This window comes from Amycolatopsis pittospori (genome assembly GCF_013870525.1).
Lineage (GTDB): Bacteria > Actinomycetota > Actinomycetes > Mycobacteriales > Pseudonocardiaceae > Amycolatopsis > Amycolatopsis pittospori.
Genome location: NZ_JACBXD010000102.1, coordinates 1 through 24,543, shown reverse-complemented (window position 1 = coordinate 24,543; position 24,543 = coordinate 1). Strand labels below are relative to the sequence as shown.

Here is a 24,543-nt window from a genome sequence, read left to right as displayed (position 1 = left end):
CTCGACCACGGCGGCCTCGACGGTGTCGATGCCGGCATGCCGCGCGACCACGCTCGACACCGTCCAGCCCGCGGGCGCGGTCTCGGCGAGCGCCCGCAGCAGCTCACCGGTGTAGCGGCCGGTTCCGCCGGGGACGGGCGCCAGCAGCTGCTCGGCGAGCACGACCAGTTCGGGCATGGTCTCTATTCTCTCTGGCATGACCGACGCCGAACCCAGCACCACCGTCGTCGTGGTCACCTGGCGCGGCGCCGCGCACATCACCGCCTGCCTCGACGCCCTCGCCGCGCAATCCCGCCCGCATCGCACGCTGGTCGTCGACAACGCCTCCGACGACGGAACGGCCGAGCTCCTCGCCGCCCATCCGTCGAAACCCGAGGTCCTCCGGCTGCGACGCAACGCCGGGTACGCGGGCGCGATGGCCGCCGCACTGCACAAGGTGGACACCCCGCTGATGGCGTGGCTGAACGACGACGCCGCGCCGAGCCTGGAATGGCTCGCGACCTGCGAAGACACTCTGGAGAAGGCCCCGCTCGCCGCCGCCGTGAGCGCCCGTCTGACCTTGGCCGACGGCACGGTCCAGTCCACCGGCGTACGTCTCACCGCCGACGGCCACGGCGCCGACCTCGCCGAACCCACCGACGAGGTGTTCGGCTTCTGCGGCGGCGCGGCCGTGCTGAACGTCGAGGCGCTCCGCTCCGTCGGTGGCGTCCCGGCCTCCTATTTCTGCTACTACGAGGACACCGACACCGCGTGGCGACTGCGGCTGGCGGGCTGGGACGTCGTGAGCGTCGACAGCATCAACAGTGTCGACAGCACAGCCGCCGACGTCACCCATCAGCATGGCGCGAGCACGCGGCCGGGTTCGGTCCAGTTCCACCTGTGGAATGAACGCAATCGCCTGCTCACCCTTCTCCGGTGTGCTCCCCGCCCGGTCGCGATCCGCCAGCTGGTGAAGTTCGCCGTCCTCACCGCGGTTCTGCCTCTCCGAGGGCTCCGTCACACCAAGAAGCCGGCGGCGCCGAACTTCCGTCTCAGCCTCCGGTGCCGGGTCCTCGGCGCCGTCGCCGTCCGCCTGCCGCGCACGCTCTCCGAGAGACGGGCCATCGGGCGGCGGGCGGCACTGGGCCGAGGCGCGGTCTGGGACGCGTGGGCGGGCCTTTAAGCTTGGGCCAATCGAGTGCAGGGAGTACGGCTTTGGCGCAGGGGGAAACGCAACCGGTCGTCTCGGTGATCGTGGTGAACTATCGCGGGGCCGCCGACACCGTCACCTGCCTGCGCGCGCTCGCCGAACACGATTACCCGAACCTCGAGGTCATCTGCGTCGACAACGCTTCCGGCGGCTCCGACGTCGCCGAGATCAAGGCCGCGGCCCCGGGCGTGAAGCTCGTCGAGTCGCCGGTGAACACCGGTTTCGCGGGTGGCTGCAACCTCGGTGCGCGGCACGCCACCGGTACCGTGCTCGCCTTCCTCAACAACGACGCGCGCCCCGCCCCCGGCTGGGTGCGCACGGCCGTCGCGGAACTGCGCGCGCAGCCGACGGTCGCCGCGGTGGCCAGCAAGGTACTCGACTGGGAAGGCACCGGCACCGACTTCGTCGACGCGGGCCTGACCTGGTTCGGCATGGGCTACAAACGCCACGCGGGCAGCCCACTGGCCGACGTCCCGGCCGCCGAGCACGAGATCGCCAAGGACGTCCTGTTCGCGACCGGTTCGGCGATGTTCGTCCGCGCCGGGGTGTTCGCCGAACTCGGCGGTTTCGACGAGCGGTTCTTCATGTTCTACGAGGACGTCGACCTCGGCTGGCGGCTGAACCTGCGCGGCTGGCGCGTCCGGTACCTGCCGGAGTCGCTGACCTACCACAAGCACCACGCCACGATGTCCACAGTGGACGCTCCCGATTCCGGCCGCGAGACGTTCTTGCTGGAGCGCAACGCCTTGGCGGCGCTGTACAAGAACCTCTCCGACGAGACGCTGTCGCGCGCGCTGCCCGCCGCCCTGGCGCTGGCCGTCCGCCGCGCGACCGCGCGCGGTGACCTCGACGCAACCCGGTTCGACCTCGCGAAGGGCGTCGGCCCGGCCGAGACCGGTCCGGTCGAAGTACCACGCACCACGCTCGCGGGAGTGCTGGCGATCGACCAGTTCGTCGAGCTGCTGCCCTCGCTGGCCGAGTCGCGCGCCGCCGAGCAGGCCGCCCGCGTCCGTACCGATGCCGACCTGCTTCCCTTGCTGCGCAAGGCCTTGGAGCCCGCGTACCCGCTGCCGCGCTACCTCGCCGCGCACGACATCCTCGTCGAGACGTTCGGTATCGACGCGCTCTTCGGGCAGCGTCGCAAGGTCCTGGTGATCACCGGCGACGCGATCACCGAGCGGATGGCGGGCCCGGCGATCCGCGCGTGGAACATCTCCGCGACGCTGGCCGCGGAGCACGACGTCCACTTGGTGACGGTCAACCCGCTCGCCGACCCGCCACCGGCGCCGTTCCAGGTCAGCGCGGCGACGCGGCGCGAGCTGGAGGCCCCGATCGCGTGGGCCGACATCGTCATCCTCCAGGGGCACGTGCTCGAACTCGCACCCGCGCTCAAGAAGCAGTACGCGCACAAGATCGTCGTCGCGGATCTGTACGACCCGATGCACCTGGAACTGCTCGAACAGGGCAAGGGCGTCGCTGACGACAAGCGCGCGAAGGACCTCATCGGCGTCACCAAGGTCCTCGACGCCCAGCTGGAGCGCGGCGACTTCTTCCTCTGCGCGTCGGAGCGGCAGCGCCACTTCTGGCTCGGGCACCTCGCCGCGATGGGCAGGCTTTCGCCGCGCCTCTACGACGCCGACCCGACCACGCAGTCACTGCTCTCGGTCGTCCCGTTCGGGTTGTCGCCGCAGGCGCCGGTCCGCACCGGCCCCGGTCTCCGGTCCACTTTGGACGGCATCGGCGAGACCGATCACGTCGTCCTGTGGGCGGGCGGGGTCTACAGCTGGTTCGACCCGCTCACGCTGGTCCGCGCGATCGAGAAGCTGCGGCAGCGCCGCGGCGACGTCCGGCTGGTGTTCCTCGGGATGAAGCATCCCAACCCCGAGGTCGCCGAGATGGACATCGGCGCGCGCACGATGCTGCTCTCCGACACCCTCGGGCTGACCGGCAAGCACGTGTTCTTCAACGAGCACTGGGTGCCGTTCGAGGAGCGCCAGAACTGGCTCCTCGACGCGAACTGCGGGGTCACCACGCATTTCGAGCACGTCGAGACCACGTTCGCGTTCCGCACCCGAGTCCTGGACTACCTGTGGGCCGGCCTGCCGATCGTCACCACCGACGGCGACGCGTTCGCCGACCTGGTCCGCGAGGAACGGCTCGGCGTCGTCGTCCCGGCCGAGGACGTGGACGCGCTGGCCGAGGCGCTGGAAAGGTCGTTGTACGACGAGGAGTTCGCGGCGGGCTGCGTCGAGCGGATCGCCGCCGTCGCCCAGCGCTACGCCTGGCCGGAAGCGCTGAAGCCGCTCGTGGAGTTCTGCCGGAACCCGCGTCCCGCGGCCGACAGACTGCCCGGCTCGGAAGATCTGGTGCTCACGGAACCAGTGCGGGGCAAGGAAATGCTGCGCCGCGACGTCGACCTGATCCGCGAATACCTCGCCGACGGCGGCCCGAAGGAACTCGTGCGGCGCGTCGGCGGCCGCGTGGTCAAGGTCGCGAAGCAGAGGCTCGGCCGTGGCTGACCGCCCCTTGCGCGTCCTGCTCGACGGGACCCCTCTTCTCGGTGCCAGGACAGGTATCGGCCGCTACACGGTCGCGTTGTCCGAAGAGCTCGCCTCGATGCCCGAGGTGGACACCCGCGCCGTCGCGTTCACGTTGCGTGGCTGGCGCCGTCTGCGGAAGGTGCTGCCGCACGGCGTGCAGGCCCGTGGAATGCCCGTGGCGGCCCGGTTGCTGCGCAAGGCGTGGCTGCGTTCCCAGCTACCGCCGGTGGAACTGTTCGCCGGACCGACGGATGTCGTGCACGGCACCAACTTCGTGCTGCCCGGCCGGTTCCGCGCGGCAGGCGTGGTGACGATCCACGATCTGGCCTTTTTGGACGCTCCCGAAGAACTCGCGCCGAGCGATCACGAGCTGCCGCACTTGGTCCGGCGCGGCGCCCGGCTCGCCGACGTGATCTGCACGCCCACCAACGCCGTCGCCGACCAGATCTCCGAACGGCTCGACGTCGACCGCCGCAAGATCGTCGTCACCCCGCTCGGCGTGAATCCGGCCTGGTTCAACGCGCGCCCGCCGGACAAGGAGCGCCGCAAGGAACTCGGCCTTCCGGACAAGTACCTGCTCTTCGCCGGTGCCGCCGGGCCCCGCAAGGGCCTCGACTGGCTGCGGCGGGCTCACGAAGCTGCGCCGGACCTGCCGGAACTGGTGTTCGTCGGCCCCGGCGAGTTCTCGGTGGGCGACCGTTCGCGGCACGTCGGCTACCTGTCGGACGTGAACCTCCGGCGGGTCGTCGCCGGAGCGAGCGCGCTGGTGCTGCCGTCACGCGACGAAGGCTTCGGGCTTCCGGTACTGGAGGCGATGGCGTCGGACGTGCCCGTGGTGTGCACGGACATCCCGGCGCTGCGCGAGGTCGCGGGCAACTGCGCGAGCCTGGTCCCCTACGAGGACGTCGACGGGCTCGTGGAGGCGTTGCGGATCGCCGTCAGCGACCCGCACGCCGTCGCCACCTCGGCCGCGCGCCGCGCCCACGTCGCGAACTTCACCTGGCGCGCCTGCGCCGAACTCACCGTCGCCGCCTACCGCCAAGCGAGCACCAAGCACTGACCACCCGCGTTTAGTCCTCTGGATGCGGTACTTGCGTGTGCAAGTACCGCATCCAGAGGACTAAACGCGGGCGGGGTCAGGAAGTGAAGTAGGCCTTCAGCGCGTCGGACCAATCGCGAAGCGGCGTGAGACCGGCTTCGCGCCAGGAAGCGTTCGAAAGCACCCCGTACGCCGGACGGACCGCCGGACGCGGGAATTCCGCTGTCGTACAAGGCTTCACGCGCGCCGGATCCGCGCCGAGTTCCGCGAAGATCGCCTGCGCGAACCCGAACCACGTCGTCGCTCCGCCGCCCGTGCAATGCAGCACCCGCTGCGACGGCCCTTCGCCGGCGGCGACACGATCGGCCAGTTCCAGCAACCCGGCGGCGAGGTCGCGCGACCAGGTCGGCGAACCGGTTTGATCGTCCACAACGGACAATTCTTCGCGCTCCTTTTCCAGGCGCGCCATGGTCTTCACGAAGTTCGACCCGGTCTTGCCATACACCCACGAGGTCCGCACGATCCAGGATCGCGCCCCGGAGCCGAGTACGGCGTCCTCACCGGCCGCCTTTGTCCGGCCGTACGCGTTGAGCGGGCCCAGCAGGTCATTCGGCTCGTACGGCGCTGTCGCGTCACCGGCGAAGACGTAGTCCGTCGACACGTGGATGAGCGGGACCCCGCGCGACGAGCAGGCCGCCGCGAGCACCCGGGGCCCGTCGGCGTTCACCGAAAACGCCCGCTCCTCATCGGTTTCCGCCGCGTCCACCGCGGTGTAGGCCGCCGCGTTGATCACCACCGGCGACTTCCCGGCCGCGCGCGCCGCGTCCGCGAACGCGGTCACCGCGGCGACGACCTCGCCTGTGTTACGCACGTTCAGCTCCGAAGACGACGGCGTGGCCGCGTCCGGCGCCAGCGCCGCGATGTCCTGTCCCAGCTGGCCGGATCCGCCCGGCACGAGAACGCTCAGCACGGGTCACGCCCCCGCACGGTTCTTCAGCGGCTCCCACCACGACCGGTTGCCGGCGTACCAGGCGACCGTCTCGGCCAGTCCGTCCTCAAAGGACACCTGCGGCGCGTAACCCAGTTCCTGGCCGATCTTGGTGATGTCGACCGAGTAGCGGCGGTCGTGACCCTTGCGGTCTTCGACCGGCTCGACCATTCCCCAGTCGGCGCCCACGGCGGTCAGCAGTCGCTCGGTCAGCCCGCGGTTGGTCAGTTCCGTGCCACCGCCGATGTTGTAGACCTCGCCCGCCCTGCCGCCGTCGGCGACGAACTGGATTCCGCGACAGTGATCGTCCACGTGCAGCCAGTCACGCACGTTCAGCCCGTCGCCGTACAGCGGGACCTTCTTGCCATCGAGCAGGTTGGTCACGAAGAGGGGAATGACCTTCTCCGGGAATTGGTACGGACCGTAGTTGTTCGAACACCTCGTGACACAGACGGGCAGTCCGTGTGTACGGAAGAACGAACGTGCCAACAGATCGGAGGAGGCCTTGGACGCCGAGTACGGCGAATTCGGCTCCAGCGCCCGGTCTTCGGTCCAGGAACCCTCGTCGATGGACCCGTAGACCTCGTCGGTGGACACGTGCACGAACTTCCCGACCTCGGCCTCGAGCGCGCCCTGCAACAGGGTCTGCGTGCCGAGCACGTTGGTCAGCACGAAGTCCGCGGCCCCGGCGATCGAACGGTCCACATGGGACTCGGCGGCGAAGTGGACGACCAGGTCGACCCCCCGCATCAGCTCGCTGACCAGGGCGGCGTCGCAGATATCGCCCTTTTCGAACCGGTAGCGCGGGTTCTTGCTCACCGGCTCCAGGTTCGCCTCGTTGCCCGCGTAGGTCAGTTTGTCGAGCACGATCACCTCGGCGTCGGCCAGGCTCGGGTATGCCCCCGACAGCACCTGCCGGACGTAATGCGAACCGATGAAACCGGCACCCCCGGTGACCAGCACCCGCATCCCGCGTTCCTCCTTTTACGACTTCCCGGACCCGCCGAGTGTGTCACGACCGGGGCAACCTTCCACCAGCCTACGGACGTCTAACACGAGGATCAGTAGAGTTGTGGGAGTGGCACGCGTGTGCCCTGGGGAGATTCGTGGAGGACCGCACGTGACCGAGTGGCCCGGGCCACCCATTCCGGCGCGCCGTGGCGGCGGCGTCGTGGTGTTCGCCCGTCGTGGGGTGAAGGTCGTGTTCAGCCTGTTCTCGATCACGATCCTGGCGCTGACCTGGTGGGGCTGGCAGTTCATCGGCGACCCGGCGACGGGCTTCGCAACCACCAACATCTTCGAGGACAACGGGCATCCGCCGGCGAAACCGCTGGACGGCGCGATCGACATCCTGCTGGTCGGCCAGGACAGCCGCACCGACGCGCAGGGAAACCCGCTGCCGCGCGAGGTCCTCGACATGCTGCACGCCGGCAACTCCGACGGCGAGCGCCAGACCGACACGATGATCCTCGTGCACATCCCGCAGAACGGTAAGAAGGCGACCGCGATCTCCTTCCCCCGCGACTCGTGGGTCGAGATCACCGGCGGCTTCGGCAAGCACAAGCTCAACAGCGCGTACGTGTACGCCTACAACGACACGTCGAAGACGCTGCAGCAGCAGGGCAACGCGGATCTCAAGGACGTCGACGCGAAGGCCAAGGACGCCGGCCGCAAGAACCTGATCGCGACGCTGGAGAAGTTCATCGGCAAGCCGAAGATGATCGACCGGTACGCCGAGGTGAACCTGTCGAGCTTCTACGAGATCACCAAGGCCATCGGCGGTGTCGAGGTCTGCCTCAACGGCCCGGTCAAGGAACGCAAGTCCGGCGTCGACCTGCCCGCCGGGCGATCGACGGTCGAGGGCGTCCAGGCGCTCGCGTTCGTCCGCCAGCGGTACGACCTGCAGAACGGCGATCTCGACCGGATCGCGCGGCAGCAGGCCTTCCTGTCCGGGCTGGCGAACAAGGTCCTGTCGTCGGACGTCTTGATCAACCCGGCGAAGATCGCGAACCTCATCGAAGCGGTGAAGAAGTCGGTCGTACTGTCGGCGGGCTGGGACCTGCCGGAGTTCGCCGCCCAGATGCGCGGCCTGACCAGCGGGAACGTCGAGTTCCACACGATCCCGACCCAGGGTGACGCGACGATCGGCGGCGCCGCCGTCCTCCGCGTGGACCCTGCGCAGGTGCAGGCCGAGGTCACCCGCCTCACCTCCGACGGGCAGACGACGCCCACCGAGACCTCCGCCAAGCTGCCGGGCGCGGAAGCGGTGACCGTCGAACTGTTCGACGGTTCCGGTTCCCCCACGATCGCCACCGAGACCCGGAACCTGTTGCAGGGCAAGGGTTTCAAACTCGCCGCCGACACGAAGCTCAGCACGCGCAACTCCACGGTCATCCGGTACGCGCCCGGCGACGAAGACGCGCTCGCCTTGGTCAAGCAGGTCGTCGGCACCGCGGTGCAGGCCGAGGCGGATCGCGACGTCGCCCCGGGCAAGGTGCGGGTCCTGCTCGGCAAGGACTTCAAGGGCGCGTCCGCCGGCGCCGGCGGACCGACCTCCACCCCGGCGAAGACGTCGGCTCCCTCACAGCCGGCTCAGCCGCCCGCCAGTGCGCCTGCCGCCCCCACCACGACACCGATCGTCGCGGGCGCTGTGCCCTGCGTCAATTAATGTCCGGGTACTCAGCGTGGCCGAGCTCGCGGTGACCTAGCCTTCTCCTACGATCGGACCAGCGACAGCGCGCCAGGGGAGGTGAACAGGGATGGACGGCGAAGACAAGGACACCGGCGAGCGGCCGGAACAAGCGGACGACGACGAGGCGAAGCCGGACGACGCGACCGAACCGGACACCGAGAGTGACGAAAATCCGAGTGACGAGGAACCTCGGTTCGTCCCGACGCCGTACCCGCGTAATCCCCTGCCCCAGCCGTCCAGCCCGGCCGAAGACGAAGCGGTCTCGGGTGTCCTCACCGTCCCCGAACGCCCGATGCGCCGCGCCGGCCGCATCACCCGGCGGATCGCCCTCGGTCTGGTGTCGCTGCTCGCCCTCGGCACGACGGGCTACGCGTACGTCACCAAGGACCAGCTGCAGAGCAACGTCCCCACGACGAACGCTCTGAGCAAGGCCGACGACCCCGCCGCGCCGCCCGCCGACGACGGCGCCAACGACATCCTGCTGGTCGGCAGCGACGCGCGCACCGACGCGCAGGGAAACCCGCTGCCGGCGAAGGTGCTGAAGGAACTGCGCACCGAGGAGAAGGCCGGCGTCAACACCGACACCATCATCATCCTGCGCATCCCGAAGAACGGCGGGAAACCGTCCGGCGTCTCGATCCCGCGCGACACCTGGACCGAGATCCCCGGCCGGGGGACGAACAAGATCAATTCGGCGTACGGCGTCGCGAAGACCAACTACGCGAACGCCCACCGCGGCGAGCCCGATCAGGCGAAGCTGGAACGCGATTCCGACCAGGAAGGCCGCAAGGCGCTGGTCCAGACCGTTCAGGACCTGACGCAGATCCGCATCGACCACTACGCCGAGGTCAGTCTGCTCGGGTTCTACCTGCTGACCGAGGCCCTGGGCGGGGTGAAGGTCTGCCTGAACCACTCGACCGAGGACAAGGACTCCGGCGCGAACTTCCGGCGCGGCGAACAGACCGTGTCGGGCGGCGAGGCGCTTTCCTTCGTCCGCCAGCGGAAGAACCTGCCGCGCGGCGACCTCGACCGCATCGTGCGGCAGCAGACGTTCCTGTCCTCGGCGCTGAACCAGGTGCTTTCGGCGGGCACGCTGACCAGCCCGTCGACGATGAGCGGCCTGATGGACGTCGTACGCCGGTCGATCGTCCTGGACGAAGGGCTGGACCTGCTGGAGTTCGCGCAGCAGGCGAAGGGGATCGCTTCGGGCGACCTGACCTTCACGACCATCCCGGTGGTGAACATCAACGGGCGCAGCGCCGACGGCCAGAGCATCGTCGAGATCGACCCCGCGGCCGTGCGGACCTTCGTCACCGGCCTGGTGGGCCGAGGTCCCGCCGGTGGTGGCGGCGCGCCGGGCGCGGCTCCCCTGCTCGCCGCGTCGAGCGTTCCCTGCGTGAACTAGCGTTGGGGCGTGAGCCTCACCGAACTGTTGCTGCGGCCCCTGCTCGGGTCGCCCGCGAAACCGCTGATCACGCACTACGACGACAAGCAGGGCAGCCGGGTCGAGCTGTCCGTGGCGACCACGGTGAACTGGGCCGCCAAAACCGCGAACTGGCTGGTCGACGAGTTCGACGTCGAGCCGGGCGACGAGGTCGCCGTGGTGCTGCCGTCACACTGGCAGACCGCCGGTGTCCTGCTGGGTGCCTGGTGGTGCGGCGCGAGGGTGGTGACGGAGACCGCGGGCGCCCGGGTGGCGTTCATCGCGCCGGACGGCGCTTCCGACGCGGCCGCGACGGCGGTCGTCTCGCTGCATCCGATGGGTCTCGGGCTGCCCGCCGGCGCCCTGCCGGACGGGATGCTGGACTACCTGACCGAGGCGCGGCTCTCGGGCGACCAGTTCAGCCCGCTGTCCCCCATTCCCGGCGACACTCCCGCACTGGGTTCGTCCACTGTGGACGAAGCACTCGCCGAAGCCCGCTCGCGCGCTTCATCGGCCGACCTGTCCGCGGAGGATCGCGTTCTGTCCACTGTGGAATGGACCGGCGAGGACGGGATCCTCGCGGGATTCCTGACGCCGCTCGCGGCCGGCGCGCATCTGGTGCAGGTGACCGACGCGGATCCGGCCAAACTCGCATCCCGGCGTGAAGCCGAGCGGACGACCGCGGATCTCTCCGCCTGATGTGTTATGAACGGACCTTTCATAACAGGATTCGTTATGAAAGGTCCGTTCATAACAGGCGTGGGGATCAGGCGTCCTGAAGCTGCTTCGCCTCACGCTTGCGTCCGAAGAGCACGTGGTCGAGCGAGAACTTGCCGGCGTTGAAGCCGAGCGCGAGCCCGGCCACCGCCAGGACGAGGACGAGTTCGTAGCCGCCCTGACCGGTCAGACCGTTGTCGAGGTGCACCGAGAGCAGGGCGCCGACGGAGACCACGACGAAGCCGAGGCCCACCAGCGGCGTCAGGAAACCGACGATGAACAAGATGGCTCCCACGATCTCCACCGCGATCGCGAAGATCGCCGCGAGCGTCGGCAGCGGGATGCCGGTCTGCTCGAAGAACTTCGCCGTGCCGTCGATCCCGTTTTCCCACTTCTGCAGGCCGTGTGCGAGGAAGACCACACCGACACCGATCCGGCCCAGCAGGAGGGCGACATCCTTGAAACGAGCGAACATCGGGTATCAGCTTTCTGGTCGGTGAATATTCAACTTACCGGGATCACGGTAGGACACCGGGCGCCTCCGGCGGCACCTCCGGAGCGTGATCGACAGGTACCCGACAGGAACCGCACACGATCGGCGCCATGTCCTGGCGTGGAATGCCGCGGAGTTATCCCCCCGTCCGGCGCGTCCGGCGGGCAGAATCTCCCCCGTGATGGATGAACGCCTGGTCGGACTGTGGTCGGATCGCATGCTGTATCCGAGCGACGTCGAGTCCGCCGAACTGGCGTTCCGCGGCGACGGCTCCGGATGGCTCTACTGGTCCAGCTGGAGCACCGCGTTCACGGTCTCGCGCTACACGTGGGCGGCGTTCGCCCCGGGCACCCTGGCCCTGAAATTCCACCGCACCCTCGACGGCACGTGGTCGATCGACGACGGCGTCACCCGGCACGACGTCGAATCCGACGAGAAAGCGGAGTCCCTGGTCGAAATCGGCTACGGGATCATCCCCGGCGAAGACCCGCTCGGAAACCCCGTCACCCTGCTTTCACTGGACCGCCCGCTGGACGACCACCTCGCGGGTTCGCGATTCGCCTGGGTCGAGAAACCCGAATCGCTCAGCGATCCGGCCGCCGATGCTCCGCGGCCAGGCCGGTCCAGCCCCCGCTGACGGCCAGCACTTCGAGCACCCGCTCCGCCTGCTCGGCGAACCCGGCCAGATCCGCGTGCAGCAACGCGATCCGCTCGGCGTCGAGCGGCACCTCGTCGTCCGCCCACAACTCGATCACCGTGCTGACGGTGAACACGAGGAACTGGATGATCCGGATGAACTCGTCGGACGGCTCGGCGACGGCCTTGCGGTAGCCCGTCTCGATCTCGTCGCAGGCCGCGACCAGCTCGCGCAACGGCTTCACGACGTCGGCCGCGGTCCCGTCCCACGCCGCCGACGGCCACGCGCGATCCCGAAGCTCGAGCCACAACCGCCAGCCGGCGATCAGCTCGGCCTCGTCATGCGGTGTCCACGACACCGGAGCCGACCAGAACATCCTTCGAGAGTGACACCGTCGGCCCATGATCGCCGTATTTCCGTGAAGCATCTCACCGACGCTTGATCTCACACGCGCCGAACAGGGAGAACCCGGCGACCGGAATAGGCCGCCGGGTTCTCGACGAGGTCAGGTTCAGCAGTTACCGATGTACCAGGCGTCGCGTGTTTTGCTGCCCCTGGAGGCGCCTTCGATGTCGGTCACGCCCGGGTAGACGCACTTTTCCGTGTCCTGGAACCAGATGTTCTCGACGATGATCTTGACCCGGGTTTCGCCACAGTGGTTGTACAGCGCATTTCCATTGGCGCTCGAATAGGACGGGACGAATCCACATTTGTAGAACGTGTCAGCGGCGCGCGGCGACACTTCGGCAGCCCCTGCGCTCGGCGCGACGGCGAGACACGCGAGCACAGCCCCAGCAAGTGCGACAGTAATCTTTTTCACAGACAGTGACATTACTGCGAACGCAGTAATCGGATACGCCGTCCGCGAAAATTTCCCTCGACCGGGGTCATAAGTACAGGAAGGCCCCCTTCCTTGCGTCTAGCGCAGTGAAGGGGGCCTTCAGGTACTTATGAGGATCAGCCCTTGAGCAGGGCGCGCGCCATGACCATGCGCTGGATCTGGTTGGTACCTTCGTAGATCTGCGTGATCTTCGCGTCGCGCATCATGCGCTCCACCGGGAAGTCGCGCGTGTAGCCCGCGCCACCGAACAGCTGCACGGCGTCCGTCGTCACCGACATCGCGATGTCCGACGCGTACGCCTTCGCGGCCGCGGCCATGTAGCCGCCGCGCTTGTCGCCGCGCTCGGTCGCCGCGGCGGAGGCGTAGACGAGGTTTCGGGCGGCCTCGATCTTGATGCCCATGTCGGCCAGCATGAACTGGACGCCCTGGAACTCCGAGATCGACTTGCCGAACTGCTTGCGCTCCTTGACGTACGCGATCGCCGCGTCGAGCGCACCCTGCGCGATGCCCAGCGCCTGCGCGCCGATGGTCGGGCGGGTGTGGTCGAGGGTGCGCAGCGCGGTCTTCAGGCCCGTGCCGGGCTCGCCGATGATGCGGTCGGCGGGGATGGTGCAGTTCTCGAAGTGGATCTCGCGGGTCGGCGAGCCCTTGATGCCGAGCTTCCGCTCCTTCGAGCCGACGACGAAGCCGGGGTCGTCCTTGTGCACGACGAACGCGGAGATGCCGTTGGCCTTCTTCTCGGCGTTCGGGTCGGTCACCGCCATCACGGTGTACCAGGACGACTCACCCGCGTTGGTGATCCAGCACTTGGTGCCGTTCAGCACCCAGTGGTCGCCGTCGAGCTTCGCGCGGGTGCGCATCGACGCGGTGTCGGAGCCGGCCTCGCGTTCCGAAAGGGCGTACGACGCCGACGCCTCACCGGAGGCGATCGACGGCAGCACCAGCTTCTTGAGGTCTTCCGACGCCGAAAGGATGATCGGCACCGTGCCCAGCTTGTTCACCGCCGGGATCAGCGACGCCGACGCGTCGACACGCGCGACCTCTTCGATCACGATGCAGGCGGCGATGGCGTCGGCACCCTGGCCGTCGTAGGCCTCGTCGATGTGGACGGCGTTGAAACCCGACTTGACCAGGGCGTTGTACGCCTCGATCGGGTAGCGCTCGTCCTCGTCGACTTCGGCCGCGTACGGCTCGATTTCCTTCTCCGCCAAGGCACGGACCGCGGCCCGCAGCTCTTCGTGCTCCTCGGCAAGCTGGTACAGACCCGGGCCGTCAGACACCTTCGTCACCTCTTCTAACGCGTTGGGGAGTTCGACCGATGTTAGCGCTCGTTCACATTGTGCGACATCGCGAGCGCTTGTGTCTTTGACCGCAAAGTCCGTACGTTCGGGTGATGCAGCTCACTCCGCTCCCCCGGTCGCTCGATTATCCCGAGGTCCCGGTCGGCTCGGTTTTGGCCGGCGCCGCCGCTCGTTGGGGCTCACGCACCGCCTTCGCCCACGGAGACCAGAGCCTCACCTTCGCCGAGACGTACAGCGCGGCCTGCCGGTTCGCGAACGCGCTGCGTGCCGAGGGCATCGGGCGGGGCGACGTGGTCGCGCTCCACCTGCCGAACTGCCTGGCGTACCCGGTCGCGTACTACGGGACGCTGCTCGCGGGGGCCACCTTCAGCCCGGCGAACCCCCTGCTCCCGCCGGAAGACCTCGCCCTCCAGCTCGCCGACGCCGGCGCGGTCGCCGCCGTCACGGTCGGCCCGGTCGCGCGTGTGCTGGCCGCGGTCCGCGACCGGACGTCGGTCCGGCTGAGCATCGTCGTTCACCCGCCGGAAGTACTGGGCGAGGGAGAGGTCGAGTTCACGAAGTTCTACTCCGATCACTCCGACGAGCGACCCGACGTCGAGATCGACATCTACCGCGATCTCGCCCATCTGGCGTACACCGGCGGCACGACCGGTCGCTCGAAGGGCGTCTGCCTGCCGCACCGGAACGTCGTGGTCAACAGCCTGCAGAGTTCATGCTGGCGGCTGGGCGCGCTGCCCGCGCTCGACGCTTCGGGCGAGGTGATCGTCGAGCAGTTCGGCGAACCGGACGAATGGCCGTCCCGGATCGGCACCGGGATCGCGCTCAACCTGACCCCCTGGTTCCACGCGATGGGCACCATCGCCGCACTCAACGTCCCGCTGCTCGACGGCGGCACCGTCGTCCTGCACGACCGCTTCGACCCGGCCGCGTACGTGGCCGACGCCGAGATGCTGCGGGTCACCACCATCGGAGGGGCGCCCGCGCTGTTCGCGGCACTGCTGGCCTGCCCGGAGTTCCACACGGCCGATCTGTCGTCGGTGCTGACCATCGGCTCCGGCGCGGCGCCGATGAACCACGAGATGATCCGCGCCCTGCAGAACCGCTTCCCCGGCGTGATCATCACCGAGGGCTACGGCCTCACCGAGGTCACCATGGGCGCGGTCATCGCGCCGTCGTATCGCTCCGCCACCCGGAAGGTCGGCTCGGTCGGCCTGCCGCTGCCCGACACCGAGGTCAAGATCGTCCCGGCCGAAGGCGGCGAAGATCCCTTGCCCGCCGGGGAACGCGGCGAGGTCTGCCTGCGCGGACCGCAGGTGATGATCGGCTACCGCCACCGCGAGGAGGAGACGGCGGCCGCGCTCGTCGACGGCTGGCTGCACACCGGCGACATCGGCATCCTCGACGAGGACGGCTATCTGTCCATTGTGGATCGCAAGAAGGACATGCTGCTGTACAAGGGGTACAACGTCTTTCCACGCGAACTCGAAGAGCTGCTGATCACCCTGCCCGGCGTCTCCGCGGCGGCCGTCGTCGGCAAACCGGATACAGAGGTCGGCGAACTCCCGGTCGCCTTCGTGGTCCGCAGCGACGAAAACCTCACGGCCGAGCAACTCATGGAAGCCGTCAGCGAACGCGTCCTGCCGTACAAACGACTGCGGGCGATCCACTTCGTCGACCAGATCCCGGTTTCGGCCGCCGGAAAGGTCCTCAAACGGGAACTGCGGAAGCAACTCGCCGAATGACACCACGCATTTAGTCCTCTGGATGCGGTGGTTCGGTAGCGAACTACCGCATCCAGAGGACGAAATGCGGTCAGCGGCCGCGCAGGTTGCCGATCACCAGCTCCGCGGCCTTGAGCGCCGCCGCACACCGGTCGTCGCCCCAGTACTGGGATTTGGCTTCACCGGCGACCTGATAGCGGAATTCGAGTGCCGCCTCATCCGACATACCGACCATGAGCTCGCAGGCCTTCATGTCACCGGATGAATGGTATTGAGCGGCGGGCAGACCGCTGATCGACAACGCTCGCCATCCAGGATAAAGACTCGGATCGCGCTCGTTGAGTGCCGCGATTTCAGCAAGTGTCACTTCTTCGCCGGCAGGAAGCCGCACGCTGAGAAGCGGCCCCCCTAGAACATTCCATGAGCATCCGGTCGGAGCCGAATCCGCTCGCCGGGGACTGACCTCGTCCGGCGGATCGACGATCAACGCCGCGATATTCTCACGCTTCAACGCGCCACAAGGGTCCACCTGAAAAGACGCCAGGTTTACCGGCTCTTCGACAGGGGAGAACGGGATCACGCCACCCGCCTGTGCCGGTGCGGGCGGACCTTCGAGTACCCGGTCCGGCTTCCCCAGACCGCAACCGGCGACCAGGACGATCACGAGCAGCAACATCAGGGAAACAGGCTTCACGTCATTCCGGGAAAGCATCGGGCTCAACCTTCCATTGCTTCTGATCTTCGACTCCGGAACCCGGGCGAAGCTCAGGAAGCTCAACGAAATTCGTCTTGATCTGCGTCAAGCCGACAGCGCTGCCCTTGAAGCCGTCGATCGCCTTGATCGCATCGGCGAACAGGGCGACGACCTTCTTCACAAGTTCCCCGAGCGCTTCGATGACCGAATCGATCACATCGGCGAAGGTGATGAGGTTCACCCCTGGGATAACACTGGTGAGAGCAGCGACAAGCGCCTTCAAATCAATCTTGGCAAGCTCTCCCGCACACTCTCCCAAGAGCGTGATGGCCGAAGCGTAGGTCTCTATCACCTTGTGCGCTATATCGGTCATCACCGCGGAAACACTGGCCACCGCCTCTTGCTCCGATTTGAGCGCGTTGGTGACATTGGCGGCATGCGCGACGAATTGGTCCGCGGCTCGCCCGGTCCAAGTCCCCGCCAAGGCCTGGACGGCGGCACCGATGTCGTCGTGTGCGTCCTGGATCGTGGCGTTGCTCGCGAACCTGGACGCGATCTCCTGCACACTCACGGCGTTGCCGAGAAGTCGCGTCCGAATATCGTCCAGCATCAAGAACACGTCAGAGCGGCCGATGAGTGGAAGCCCGGCGAAATCGCGGATCTTCTGATCCGCGGCGATCGGATACTCCGCCAATTCGCTCATGCTCAGCCCCCATCCTTCTCCAGGTCGCGGAGACGTTTGTAGTACTCCTCGTCCTGCGCGTCGTAGTAGTCAGCGGCCTTGTCCATGGCATCGCCGAGACTGATCAAACGCTCAAAGCCGCGAGTACTCTTCTCCTGCAAGTTGGCGATCATTCCGTTGAAGGCTTCGACAATCCCCGCCTGTTCACCGAGCATGCCGACGTCGTGAACGCCCAGGCGCAGTCCTTCGATATCGACGTTGGCGAAGTCCCGAAGACGTCCTGCCGCATGAAAGACATCCTCGGTCGCCCTGCGGAGAGCTTCTGGGTAGACCTCGTAGCCGGATCCGCTGGAGCCGAGTGGGTCGAACGGTCCGCTCATCGAATGCCTTCCTTCTCCGCGTCCTCGATCAATGAGTCGCGTCGCGCACTCGCCGCGCTCTCCGCCTCGTTGATCGCACGCAAGACATGCCGAGACAGACTCGCCGCCGTTTGCGTCTCTACGGCATCGGGGTCCAGCTCGACGGAGATCAACGAGCCCATCCCGTCCACCGTGACCGTGCCGAGGCCTGCGGGAATGGTCCAAGTCAGCGTCGTCGTACGACCACTGCTCGCGGCCTGCTCGATGGCACCGACCCTGGCATCGATCTCCTTGGCCAGGTGGTAGAGCCTGTCGTGGGTGTTCATCGATGGCCGCCTCGGTCGTCGACGTCCTCATCCGAGAGGAAGTCGACCTGGTCGAAGCTCTCTTCATCAGGCACTTCGTCTCGTGGCGCCCTTACGCTCCGACCTGCCGGTGCCGGTTCCGCCGATGACGGTCGAACCGGACTCTCCGGCTCTTTCCCGACCAACGCCGCCAGCTCCGGGACCGCCGCCGAGCGCGCGACGCCCCGCGCGGCTTGGACGGCCTGCACGATGCCGCTCCCCAGCAACTGGGGGTGCGCCCTGTCCAGGGCGTTGTCAGCGATTCGCAGATCGACCAGTTCGCCGCGCCCGGTCACCGTCGCGGTGACCGCTCGATCAGCGGACCGTCCGGTGTGCACGGTCTTCTTGAGCCGGGCTTCCATGGCCCGTACCTGATCGCGAAAGACGCGCGGATCCTGCGCCGCCGTCATGAGCGCATCACAAAGCCGAGCATTCGTGCTCCCCTCCTCCACCGCCGGCCATTCTGACCAGCAGTGCCCGCCTGACACCCTACTGTGACGATCTACGGACGCAAGGGGGTTCCGGCGAAGTCGGAGGAATCCGAAAGGTCAGCCTTCGACGCGTTTGCGCAGTGCGGCGTCCTTGTCGAGCACCAACTGCTCGAGGTCCGCCTGGAAGCGCGCCATCTTCGTCTGCAGGGCCTCGTCGGACGCGGCGAGGATCCGCACCGCGAGCAGGCCCGCGTTCCGGGCCCCGCCAACGGAAACCGTCGCGACCGGGACACCGGCGGGCATCTGCACGATCGACAGGAGCGAGTCCATGCCGTCGAGGTACTTGAGCGGCACCGGCACGCCGATCACCGGCAGGACCGTCGCCGAAGCGACCATGCCGGGCAGGTGCGCGGCACCGCCGGCGCCCGCGATGATCACGCGTACGCCGCGCGAAGCGGCCGAAGTCGCGTAGTCGAGCATCCGCTGCGGAGTGCGGTGCGCCGAGTAGACGCCGACCTCGTACTCGACGCCGAACTCGTCCAGCGCCTGCCCGGCCGCCTCCATGGTCGGCCAGTCCGAGTCGCTGCCCATGATCACGCCCACCTGCGGCGCCATGTTCACACTCCTAGTGAATCTCGTAGCCGTCGAGCCAGACGGCGTGGGAAAGCCAGTGTGCGGAGAGCAGCGCCCGGTCGCGCAACTCCTCCATGTTTTCACCGACCAGGTTGACGTGGCCGAGTTTGCGGCCGGGCCGTTCTCCCTTGCCGTACAAGTGGACCCGGATGTCCGGGTACCGCGCGAACAGGTGGTGGAGACGCTCGTCCGGTCCCATCTCGGGCGCTTCCGGCGCACCGAGGACGTTCGCCATCACGCAAGCGGGGGCGATCAGGTCGGTCACGCCGAGCGGGTAGTCGAGTACGGCGCGCAGGTGCTGCTCGAACTGCGAGGTCTTCGAACCGTCCTGGGTCCAGTGCCCGGAGTTGTGCGGGCGCATCGCGAGTTCGTTGACCAGCAGGCCTTCGTCGGTTTCGAACAGTTCGACGGCGAGCAGGCCGGTGACACCCAGCGTGGCGGCGATCCGCAGCGCGAGATCCTGCGCTTCCTGCGTGCGGGCGAGGCTCAGCCCGGGCGCGGGCGCGAGGACCTCGGTGTTGATCCCGCCGGACTGCACGGTCTCCACCACCGGCCACGCCGCGCCCTGTCCGAACGGGGACCTGGCCACCAGCGCGGAAAGTTCGCGCCGCATGGTGACCTTCTCCTCGACCAGCAAAGGAGTTCCGGCGTCGAGCAGTTCGGGCACGGTCTCGCGCGCGTGCTGCGCGGTGTCGAGCATCCAGACGCCGCGCCCGTCGTAGCCACCCTGCGCGGCCTTGAGCACGACCGGCCAGGAGTGCTTGTCACCGAAGGAGATCACATCGTCCACAGAGGACACTTCGGCGAATTCCGGGCCAGGGATCTCGAGTCCGGCCATCATCTCGCGCATGACGAGCTTGTTCTGCGCCATCGACAGCGCGGCCGGATCGGGCCGGATCGTGACGCCTTCCATCGCGAGCGTCAGCAGGTGCTCGCCGGGAACGTGCTCGTGGTCGAAGGTCAGCACGTCGACGCCGGCGGCGAACGAGCGCAGCGCTTCGAGGTCGGTGTGGTGGCCGTGCACGACCTCGCCCGCGACGAGACCGGCGGATTCGTTCTCCCCGGCGGCCAGCACACGCAGGGACTGGCCGAGGGAGATCGCCGCCTGATGGGTCATCCTGGCCAGCTGACCGCCGCCCACCATGCCCACGATCGGAAGACCGGTTCGCTTGTCCACTACTGCCGCACACTCCCGCTCGAAAAGCCGATGCCGGGCATGAGATTACTTGGCCGCCACCGCCACGACCTGGGCGGACCCGCGCCGCAGCTCGCGCACGGCCAGTCCTGTGATCGCCGTCGCAGCGGCGAGGACGTAGATGTTGCCGAGCAGCGACCAGCCCAGCCCCCAGCCGAACTCGGTCTCCCCGCCGTTGGGCACGAACATGATCACGCCGCTCACGAACAGCACGGCGACGCCCGCGGCCGGAACCCACGATCGACGGATGACGAGCAGCACCAGCAGCGGCACCGTCCACACCCAGTGGTGTGACCACGACACCGGTGAAAGCAACAGTCCGTAGAACGCGGTCACCAGCAGCGCGCCGACCGGGTCGCCCCGGCGGTGCAGGCGCACGACCAGCCAGACGGCGGGTACCGCCAGGATCGCGGCGATCGCGATGGCCACCGTCAGCGACCACGGCGCCAGTTGTGAAGCCCGGTTCACCAGCCCGTTGAGTGATTGGTTGAAGATCCAGTGCACGGAACCGACCCGGCTGGGATCGGTGGCCGATTCGGTCCAGAAACGGACGGCGTCGCCGGGGATGACCGCGAACATCACGGCTTCGAGCGCGACGAACGTGCCGAGTGCCCGCAGCGCGTCCTTCCAGCGACCGGTGAAGAGCAGATGCGGCACGAAGATCAGCGGGGTCAGCTTGATCGCGGCCGAGATCCCGATGAGCACCCCTGCCCAGCGCGAGCCGCGCGCCGAAAGCACCAGGACGTCGAGGACGATCAGCGCCATCAGGATGAGATTGATCTGCCCGAGGAAGAGCGTCTTCCACACCGGCTCCAGCGCCAGCGCACCGGCCGTGGCCAGCGGCAGAACCCACCACCGGGTGATCGGGGCACCGCAGGCGCGGGCGACCACGGTGATCACGACGCTCAGACAGACCAGGGACACCGCGCCGACGACGCCCCAGGTCAACCCGGCGGGGACGATCGCGAGCGGCAGGAACAGCGGCGCCGCGGCCGGAGTGTAGGTGAACGGCAAGAGCACCCACGGGGGCAGCGTCGTCAGCGCCTCACGGGTGTAGAGCGGCTCGCCCTTGAGCAGGGTGAGGGCGCCGGCCCGGTAGACGGCACTGTCCGCGCCGAGTTGCCACTCGCCCAGCCAGGCCACGATGCCCAGCACGAGCATCGCCAGGGCGAGCGCACCCGCCAGCGCCAGTCCGGTCCTGGGCTCAGCCGCCTGTCGCGACTTCAGCATGCTTTTCGTCGTCCCCCATGACGTCGTCGCCCGCCACTCCGCGTCGTTTCCGCCTCAGGTACCACCACCGGCCGGCGAGCGCGAGCGCCAGCACCAGCGGCATGAAGATGTACGCGCTGCCGAGGATGTTCTGCCACACCTTCCAGTGCAGCTCGACATTGCGGCCGTTGGGCAGGATCAGCAGTACGCAGCTGATGAAGACGAAGAACACCGCGAAGGTGCCGAGCCAGCGTTTCCACGCGGTGGCGGGCGTGGTCTTCGGCAGCCGCGAGACCAGCAGGACGACCAGCGGCGCCACCCAGACCCAGTGGTGGGTCCAGGAGATCGGCGAGATCAGCAGGATCCAGAACGCCGTCACCAGCATCGCCGCGAGCGCCTGGCCCTTGCGGTGGAAGCGCAGCACCAGCCAGATCGCCGGGATCGCCAGCAGCGCGCCGATCCCCATGGCCGCCTTCGACGCCCAGGGCGCGAGCTCGGTGAAGCGGTTCATCAGCGCGTTCAGCGACTGGTTCCCGGCCCAGTGCACCGGGCCGATGCGGCCGGTGTCGGGCAGCGTGTAGGTCCAGTAGCGCGCCGCGTCGTGCGGGATGATCAGGAACATCAGGCCCTGCATCACGATGAACGTGATGAGCCCGCGGACGGCGTCCATCCGGCGGCCGGTGATGAACAGATGCCCCAGGAAGACGATCGGGGTGAGCTTGACCGCGGCCGCGACGCCGACCAGCACCCCGCCCCAGCGGCTGCCCCTGGCCCCGATGACCAGGATGTCGAGCATCACCAGCGCCATCAGGATGATGTTGATCTGGCCGAGGAAGATCGTGCGCCACACCGGCTCGAGGCCGAGGAACACCAGGAAGAACGCGATCGTCGAACGAGCGGGCGAGGCCCACCAGCGGGGTCCGTCGGTCGACGGCTTCGGCAGCGCGCCGATCGCGATCCGCACGCACAGCGCCAGCGCCAGCAGCGAGACCGCGGTCAGGAGCCCCCAGGCGACCTGTGTCGGGACCAGCGCGAGCGGGATGAAGAGGAGGGCGGCCGTCGGCGGATAGGTGAACGGCAGCAGCGCCCACCAGGGTTCCACCGGAAGCGTGTTGGCGTCGTACAGCGGGTCGCCGTTCAGCAGCGTCTCGGCGCCGGCGCGGTAGACCGCGCTGTCCACGCCGAGCACCCATTCGTGCTGCCATCCCCAGATGCCGAAACCGATCGCGACCAGCGGGATCACCGAGAGGATCAGGATCGACCTCGGCCGGACGGACAAGCGGGCGAGCGACCTGCGCAACGAGAGGCGATGCGGTGGGCGGCTCGCCGAAACGTCGCCGTTCGCATCGGCGGGAACAGTCCGGGTCACGCAAACAGGAAATCATGAACGGGTCGTCCCTGGTCGACAGGGTCGCCCGTGACCTGGAGAACGTCTTGCGCTAACCCGCTACGAACGGGCCAGTGAGGTGAGCAGATCGCACGCCTGATCGTAGGTCGCCGGGAGCCGGACGGCCGAGATCTGCGGGCGGCCGGTGTCCTGCAGCTGGGCGTCCACCGAAAGCCGCTCGTTGAGCGCCCTTCGCAGCGCGACGCCCGACGAAGCGAGCCTCACGTCCTTCGGGACGAGCGCACCCGCCTTCGACGGCCCGAGGGACGCGACACTCTCCCCGCCGTCGAACACCTGCTTCAGCGCGTCCGCGACCAGGATCATCCCCGTCAGCCGGGGCCAGCCCGCGACCGAACTGAAGTCCATCGCGACCACCAGCAGGGTGTGCGCCTCCGCGACCGGTCGCTCTTCGCGACGGGCCTGGCGGTACAGCTCACTCAACCGGGTCCTCAGGTACGCGGCAGTGGGCAGTCCGGTCAGCGGCTCGGTCACTTCGGTGTTCACGAGCTGATCGGTCGCGACGTCCGCCCAAGCCAGCGCTGTCACCCGGAGTAACCGGGACGGCGTGGAATCGACATCCGGTGCGATGAAACCGTCCACCGCGTCCGGGTCGGCGAGCACGGCGTGCAACGCCGCGAGGTCCGCGAGCGTTTCGGCCAAGCCCGCACCCGCCGCGGCACGTGCCCTGCCCAGTCCGGCGAGCGCGGTTTCCGCCAGTTCGACGGTGGCCGCCCGGCCGTTCTTGATCACCGCCGCGCAGACGGCGTCGACCTCGGGAAGCCCCCAGTCGCTGGGGAAACGCCAGCCCGAGGCCAGGCTGGCGGTCCGCCAGCGAGCCCGAAGGGCGCGGAGAGAACGGTCTCGTTCGAACCGGTTCCAGGCGGCTTGCCCGTCGGTTCCCCCGGACGGCGCACCGGTCGCCGGTACGTCCACTGGCCACCGCCCCTTCCGTCCCGATCTTGTCGATCTTGCGATCGCTTCACGGTGGGGACGACGGTCCACGTCGGGCGTGACGGCGTTTTTCAAGGATCTTTCCGAACTCTCCATCCATGCCCCCGCCGCCACCCTCAACGGGCGCTGTCGCGCGCTGTTCAAATCCAACCCATGGCGGGTGAAGCTGTTGGGCCCTCCGGGTCATCGGTGGGACCGCGAGGTGACGTACGTCGCCCGGTCCGTCACACTGGGCGGGTTCGGGCGTCAAGTCAGTGAGAACCCGCCCAACCAGCAGATGAAGGAGTCCCGTGTCCACCGTTCCCGCCGATCTCTCCGGTAAGAGCGACGCCGAGCTGATCGCCGAGGTGCGCGACGGGAAGATCGCTTCTTACGGAACCCTGTACGAGCGTCACGCCGGGGCCGCGCACAATCTCGCCCGCCAGCTCGCCAGGTCCAGCTCCGAAGCCGACGATCTCGTTTCGGAAGCCTTCGCGAAGGTGCTGGACACCCTCCGCGGTGGCAAAGGGCCGGACACCGCGTTCCGCGCATATCTGCTGACGGCGCTCCGGCACACCGCCTACGACAAGACGCGCAAGGACAAGCGCGTCGACCTGAACGAGGACATGTCGGACGTCGGCGGTGCCGTCGGCGAAGCGCTGACGGTCCCCTTCTCCGACACCGCCGTCGCCGGGCTCGAGCGCACGCTCGCCGCGAAGGCGTTCGCGCGGCTGCCCGAGCGGTGGCAGGCCGTGCTGTGGCACACCGAGATCGAAGGGCAGAGCCCCGCCGAGGTCGCGCCGCTGCTGGGGCTGACCGCGAACGGTGTCTCCGCGCTGGCCTACCGGGCGCGTGAAGGCCTGCGGCAGGCGTATCTGCAGGTGCACCTGGCCGAAAACTCCGGCGAACGCTGCCGCGCGAGCGCGGACAAGCTCGGCGCGTGGACCCGCGACGGCCTGTCGAAGCGGGAACGCGCGCAGGTGGAGAACCATCTGGACGAATGCGAGCAGTGCCGCGCGCTGGCCGCGGAACTGGCCGACATCAACGGCGGTCTGCGCGGGATCATCGCGCCGATCGTGCTCGGTGGCGCGGCTCTCG

The 24,543-nt window shown here is 68.1% G+C and carries 25 protein-coding genes and 1 pseudogene; 9 read left to right on the top strand and 17 right to left on the bottom strand.

What is annotated here, in order from left to right; all coding sequences use genetic code 11:
- Nucleotides 1-177 (bottom strand): annotated as a pseudogene (locus H5J31_RS40075) (glycosyltransferase family 1 protein); the annotation flags it as partial.
- Nucleotides 178-196: 19 nt separating this feature from the next.
- Here H5J31_RS40075 and H5J31_RS34825 point away from each other — a divergent pair.
- From H5J31_RS34825 to H5J31_RS34815, 3 genes are read left to right on the top strand one after another with little or no spacing between them, the layout of a single operon-like run.
- Nucleotides 197-1,162: a glycosyltransferase family 2 protein gene (locus H5J31_RS34825; protein WP_181776933.1), complete on the top strand. Its 966-nt coding sequence runs from the start codon at nucleotides 197-199 to the stop codon at nucleotides 1,160-1,162.
- 32 nt (nucleotides 1,163-1,194) lie between these two features.
- Nucleotides 1,195-3,708, top strand: a complete 2,514-nt coding sequence (locus H5J31_RS34820) for a glycosyltransferase (RefSeq protein ID WP_181776932.1) — start codon at nucleotides 1,195-1,197, stop codon at nucleotides 3,706-3,708.
- The gene (locus H5J31_RS34815; RefSeq protein WP_181776931.1) at nucleotides 3,701-4,789 is read left to right on the top strand and encodes a glycosyltransferase family 4 protein; all 1,089 of its coding nucleotides are present in this window, start codon (nucleotides 3,701-3,703) and stop codon (nucleotides 4,787-4,789) included. The genes H5J31_RS34820 and H5J31_RS34815 overlap by 8 nt, the downstream gene beginning before the upstream one ends.
- Nucleotides 4,790-4,865: 76 nt before the next feature.
- Here the strand turns inward: H5J31_RS34815 and rfbD are convergent, their stop codons facing one another.
- Together rfbD and rfbB are read right to left on the bottom strand one after the other, a co-directional pair.
- Entirely contained in the window at nucleotides 4,866-5,738 is an 873-nt protein-coding gene (gene rfbD / locus H5J31_RS34810) for a dTDP-4-dehydrorhamnose reductase (RefSeq protein WP_181776930.1), read from the bottom strand.
- Nucleotides 5,739-5,741: 3 nt separating this feature from the next.
- Nucleotides 5,742-6,725 (bottom strand): dTDP-glucose 4,6-dehydratase, encoded by a 984-nt coding sequence (gene rfbB, locus H5J31_RS34805; protein ID WP_181776929.1) that lies wholly within the window; start codon nucleotides 6,723-6,725, stop codon nucleotides 5,742-5,744.
- Between the two features lie 151 nt (nucleotides 6,726-6,876).
- Between rfbB and H5J31_RS34800 the strand changes: the two genes are divergently transcribed.
- The 3 genes from H5J31_RS34800 (at nucleotide 6,877) to H5J31_RS34790 (ending at nucleotide 10,570) form a co-directional block, all read left to right on the top strand.
- Nucleotides 6,877-8,424, top strand: a complete 1,548-nt coding sequence (locus H5J31_RS34800) for an LCP family protein (protein ID WP_181776928.1) — start codon at nucleotides 6,877-6,879, stop codon at nucleotides 8,422-8,424.
- A gap of 91 nt (nucleotides 8,425-8,515) precedes the next feature.
- Complete coding sequence (locus H5J31_RS34795; RefSeq protein WP_181776927.1) at nucleotides 8,516-9,853, top strand: LCP family protein; 1,338 nt, start codon at nucleotides 8,516-8,518, stop codon at nucleotides 9,851-9,853.
- Between the two features lie 9 nt (nucleotides 9,854-9,862).
- Nucleotides 9,863-10,570 carry a TIGR03089 family protein gene (locus H5J31_RS34790; RefSeq protein ID WP_181776926.1) on the top strand — a complete coding sequence of 236 codons (708 nt, stop codon included), beginning with the start codon at nucleotides 9,863-9,865 and terminating at the stop codon, nucleotides 10,568-10,570.
- 67 nt (nucleotides 10,571-10,637) lie between these two features.
- Here H5J31_RS34790 and H5J31_RS34785 read toward each other — a convergent pair whose 3' ends face one another.
- Nucleotides 10,638-11,063, bottom strand: coding sequence for a DoxX family protein (locus H5J31_RS34785; RefSeq protein ID WP_181776925.1), 426 nt, complete (start codon nucleotides 11,061-11,063; stop codon nucleotides 10,638-10,640).
- A gap of 199 nt (nucleotides 11,064-11,262) precedes the next feature.
- On the opposite strand from H5J31_RS34785, the gene H5J31_RS34780 reads away from it, so the two are divergent.
- Nucleotides 11,263-11,718: a hypothetical protein gene (locus H5J31_RS34780; RefSeq protein WP_181776934.1), complete on the top strand. Its 456-nt coding sequence runs from the start codon at nucleotides 11,263-11,265 to the stop codon at nucleotides 11,716-11,718.
- Here H5J31_RS34780 and H5J31_RS34775 read toward each other — a convergent pair.
- The 3 genes from H5J31_RS34775 to H5J31_RS34765 all read right to left on the bottom strand — a co-directional run bounded on the left by H5J31_RS34775 (nucleotide 11,666) and on the right by H5J31_RS34765 (nucleotide 13,848).
- Entirely contained in the window at nucleotides 11,666-12,094 is a 429-nt protein-coding gene (locus H5J31_RS34775) for a hypothetical protein (protein WP_181776924.1), read from the bottom strand. The genes H5J31_RS34780 and H5J31_RS34775 overlap by 53 nt on opposite strands.
- Before the next feature lie 135 nt (nucleotides 12,095-12,229).
- Nucleotides 12,230-12,538 carry a DUF6355 family natural product biosynthesis protein gene (locus tag H5J31_RS34770; protein WP_181776923.1) on the bottom strand — a complete coding sequence of 103 codons (309 nt, stop codon included), beginning with the start codon at nucleotides 12,536-12,538 and terminating at the stop codon, nucleotides 12,230-12,232.
- Nucleotides 12,539-12,675: 137 nt separating this feature from the next.
- The gene (locus H5J31_RS34765; RefSeq protein ID WP_181776922.1) at nucleotides 12,676-13,848 is read right to left on the bottom strand and encodes an acyl-CoA dehydrogenase family protein; all 1,173 of its coding nucleotides are present in this window, start codon (nucleotides 13,846-13,848) and stop codon (nucleotides 12,676-12,678) included.
- A 104-nt stretch (nucleotides 13,849-13,952) separates the two neighbouring features.
- Here H5J31_RS34765 and H5J31_RS34760 point away from each other — a divergent pair, with 104 nt between their 5' ends.
- On the top strand, nucleotides 13,953-15,602 hold the full coding sequence (locus H5J31_RS34760) for a class I adenylate-forming enzyme family protein (RefSeq protein ID WP_181776921.1): 1,650 nt from the start codon (nucleotides 13,953-13,955) through the stop codon (nucleotides 15,600-15,602).
- A 70-nt stretch (nucleotides 15,603-15,672) separates the two neighbouring features.
- Here H5J31_RS34760 and H5J31_RS34755 read toward each other — a convergent pair whose 3' ends face one another.
- The 10 genes from H5J31_RS34755 to H5J31_RS34710 form a co-directional block, all read right to left on the bottom strand.
- The gene (locus tag H5J31_RS34755; RefSeq protein WP_181776920.1) at nucleotides 15,673-16,293 is read right to left on the bottom strand and encodes a DUF3558 domain-containing protein; all 621 of its coding nucleotides are present in this window, start codon (nucleotides 16,291-16,293) and stop codon (nucleotides 15,673-15,675) included.
- Nucleotides 16,277-16,978: a WXG100 family type VII secretion target gene (locus H5J31_RS34750; RefSeq protein WP_181776919.1), complete on the bottom strand. Its 702-nt coding sequence runs from the start codon at nucleotides 16,976-16,978 to the stop codon at nucleotides 16,277-16,279. The genes H5J31_RS34755 and H5J31_RS34750 overlap by 17 nt, the downstream gene beginning before the upstream one ends.
- Before the next feature lie 2 nt (nucleotides 16,979-16,980).
- Nucleotides 16,981-17,337, bottom strand: coding sequence for a hypothetical protein (locus H5J31_RS34745; protein ID WP_181776918.1), 357 nt, complete (start codon nucleotides 17,335-17,337; stop codon nucleotides 16,981-16,983).
- Nucleotides 17,334-17,642: a YbaB/EbfC family nucleoid-associated protein gene (locus H5J31_RS34740; RefSeq protein ID WP_181776917.1), complete on the bottom strand. Its 309-nt coding sequence runs from the start codon at nucleotides 17,640-17,642 to the stop codon at nucleotides 17,334-17,336. The genes H5J31_RS34745 and H5J31_RS34740 overlap by 4 nt, the downstream gene beginning before the upstream one ends.
- Complete coding sequence (locus tag H5J31_RS34735; protein WP_181776916.1) at nucleotides 17,639-18,070, bottom strand: YbaB/EbfC family nucleoid-associated protein; 432 nt, start codon at nucleotides 18,068-18,070, stop codon at nucleotides 17,639-17,641. Before H5J31_RS34735 ends, H5J31_RS34740 begins: the two co-directional genes overlap by 4 nt.
- A 138-nt stretch (nucleotides 18,071-18,208) precedes the next feature.
- Nucleotides 18,209-18,706, bottom strand: coding sequence for a 5-(carboxyamino)imidazole ribonucleotide mutase (gene purE, locus H5J31_RS34730; protein WP_181776915.1), 498 nt, complete (start codon nucleotides 18,704-18,706; stop codon nucleotides 18,209-18,211).
- Nucleotides 18,707-18,716: 10 nt separating this feature from the next.
- On the bottom strand, nucleotides 18,717-19,901 hold the full coding sequence (locus H5J31_RS34725) for a 5-(carboxyamino)imidazole ribonucleotide synthase (protein ID WP_181776914.1): 1,185 nt from the start codon (nucleotides 19,899-19,901) through the stop codon (nucleotides 18,717-18,719).
- A gap of 45 nt (nucleotides 19,902-19,946) precedes the next feature.
- Nucleotides 19,947-21,149: a glycosyltransferase 87 family protein gene (locus H5J31_RS34720; protein WP_181776913.1), complete on the bottom strand. Its 1,203-nt coding sequence runs from the start codon at nucleotides 21,147-21,149 to the stop codon at nucleotides 19,947-19,949.
- A complete protein-coding gene (locus H5J31_RS34715) occupies nucleotides 21,124-22,497 on the bottom strand; it encodes a glycosyltransferase 87 family protein (protein WP_181776912.1) in 1,374 nt (457 codons plus the stop codon). Before H5J31_RS34715 ends, H5J31_RS34720 begins: the two co-directional genes overlap by 26 nt.
- A 78-nt stretch (nucleotides 22,498-22,575) precedes the next feature.
- Nucleotides 22,576-23,448, bottom strand: a complete 873-nt coding sequence (locus H5J31_RS34710) for a GGDEF domain-containing protein (RefSeq protein WP_181776911.1) — start codon at nucleotides 23,446-23,448, stop codon at nucleotides 22,576-22,578.
- A 308-nt stretch (nucleotides 23,449-23,756) separates the two neighbouring features.
- Here H5J31_RS34710 and H5J31_RS34705 point away from each other — a divergent pair.
- Nucleotides 23,757-24,543, top strand: a 787-nt coding sequence (locus H5J31_RS34705; protein WP_181776910.1) for a sigma-70 family RNA polymerase sigma factor, incomplete at its 3' end; no start/stop codon positions are given.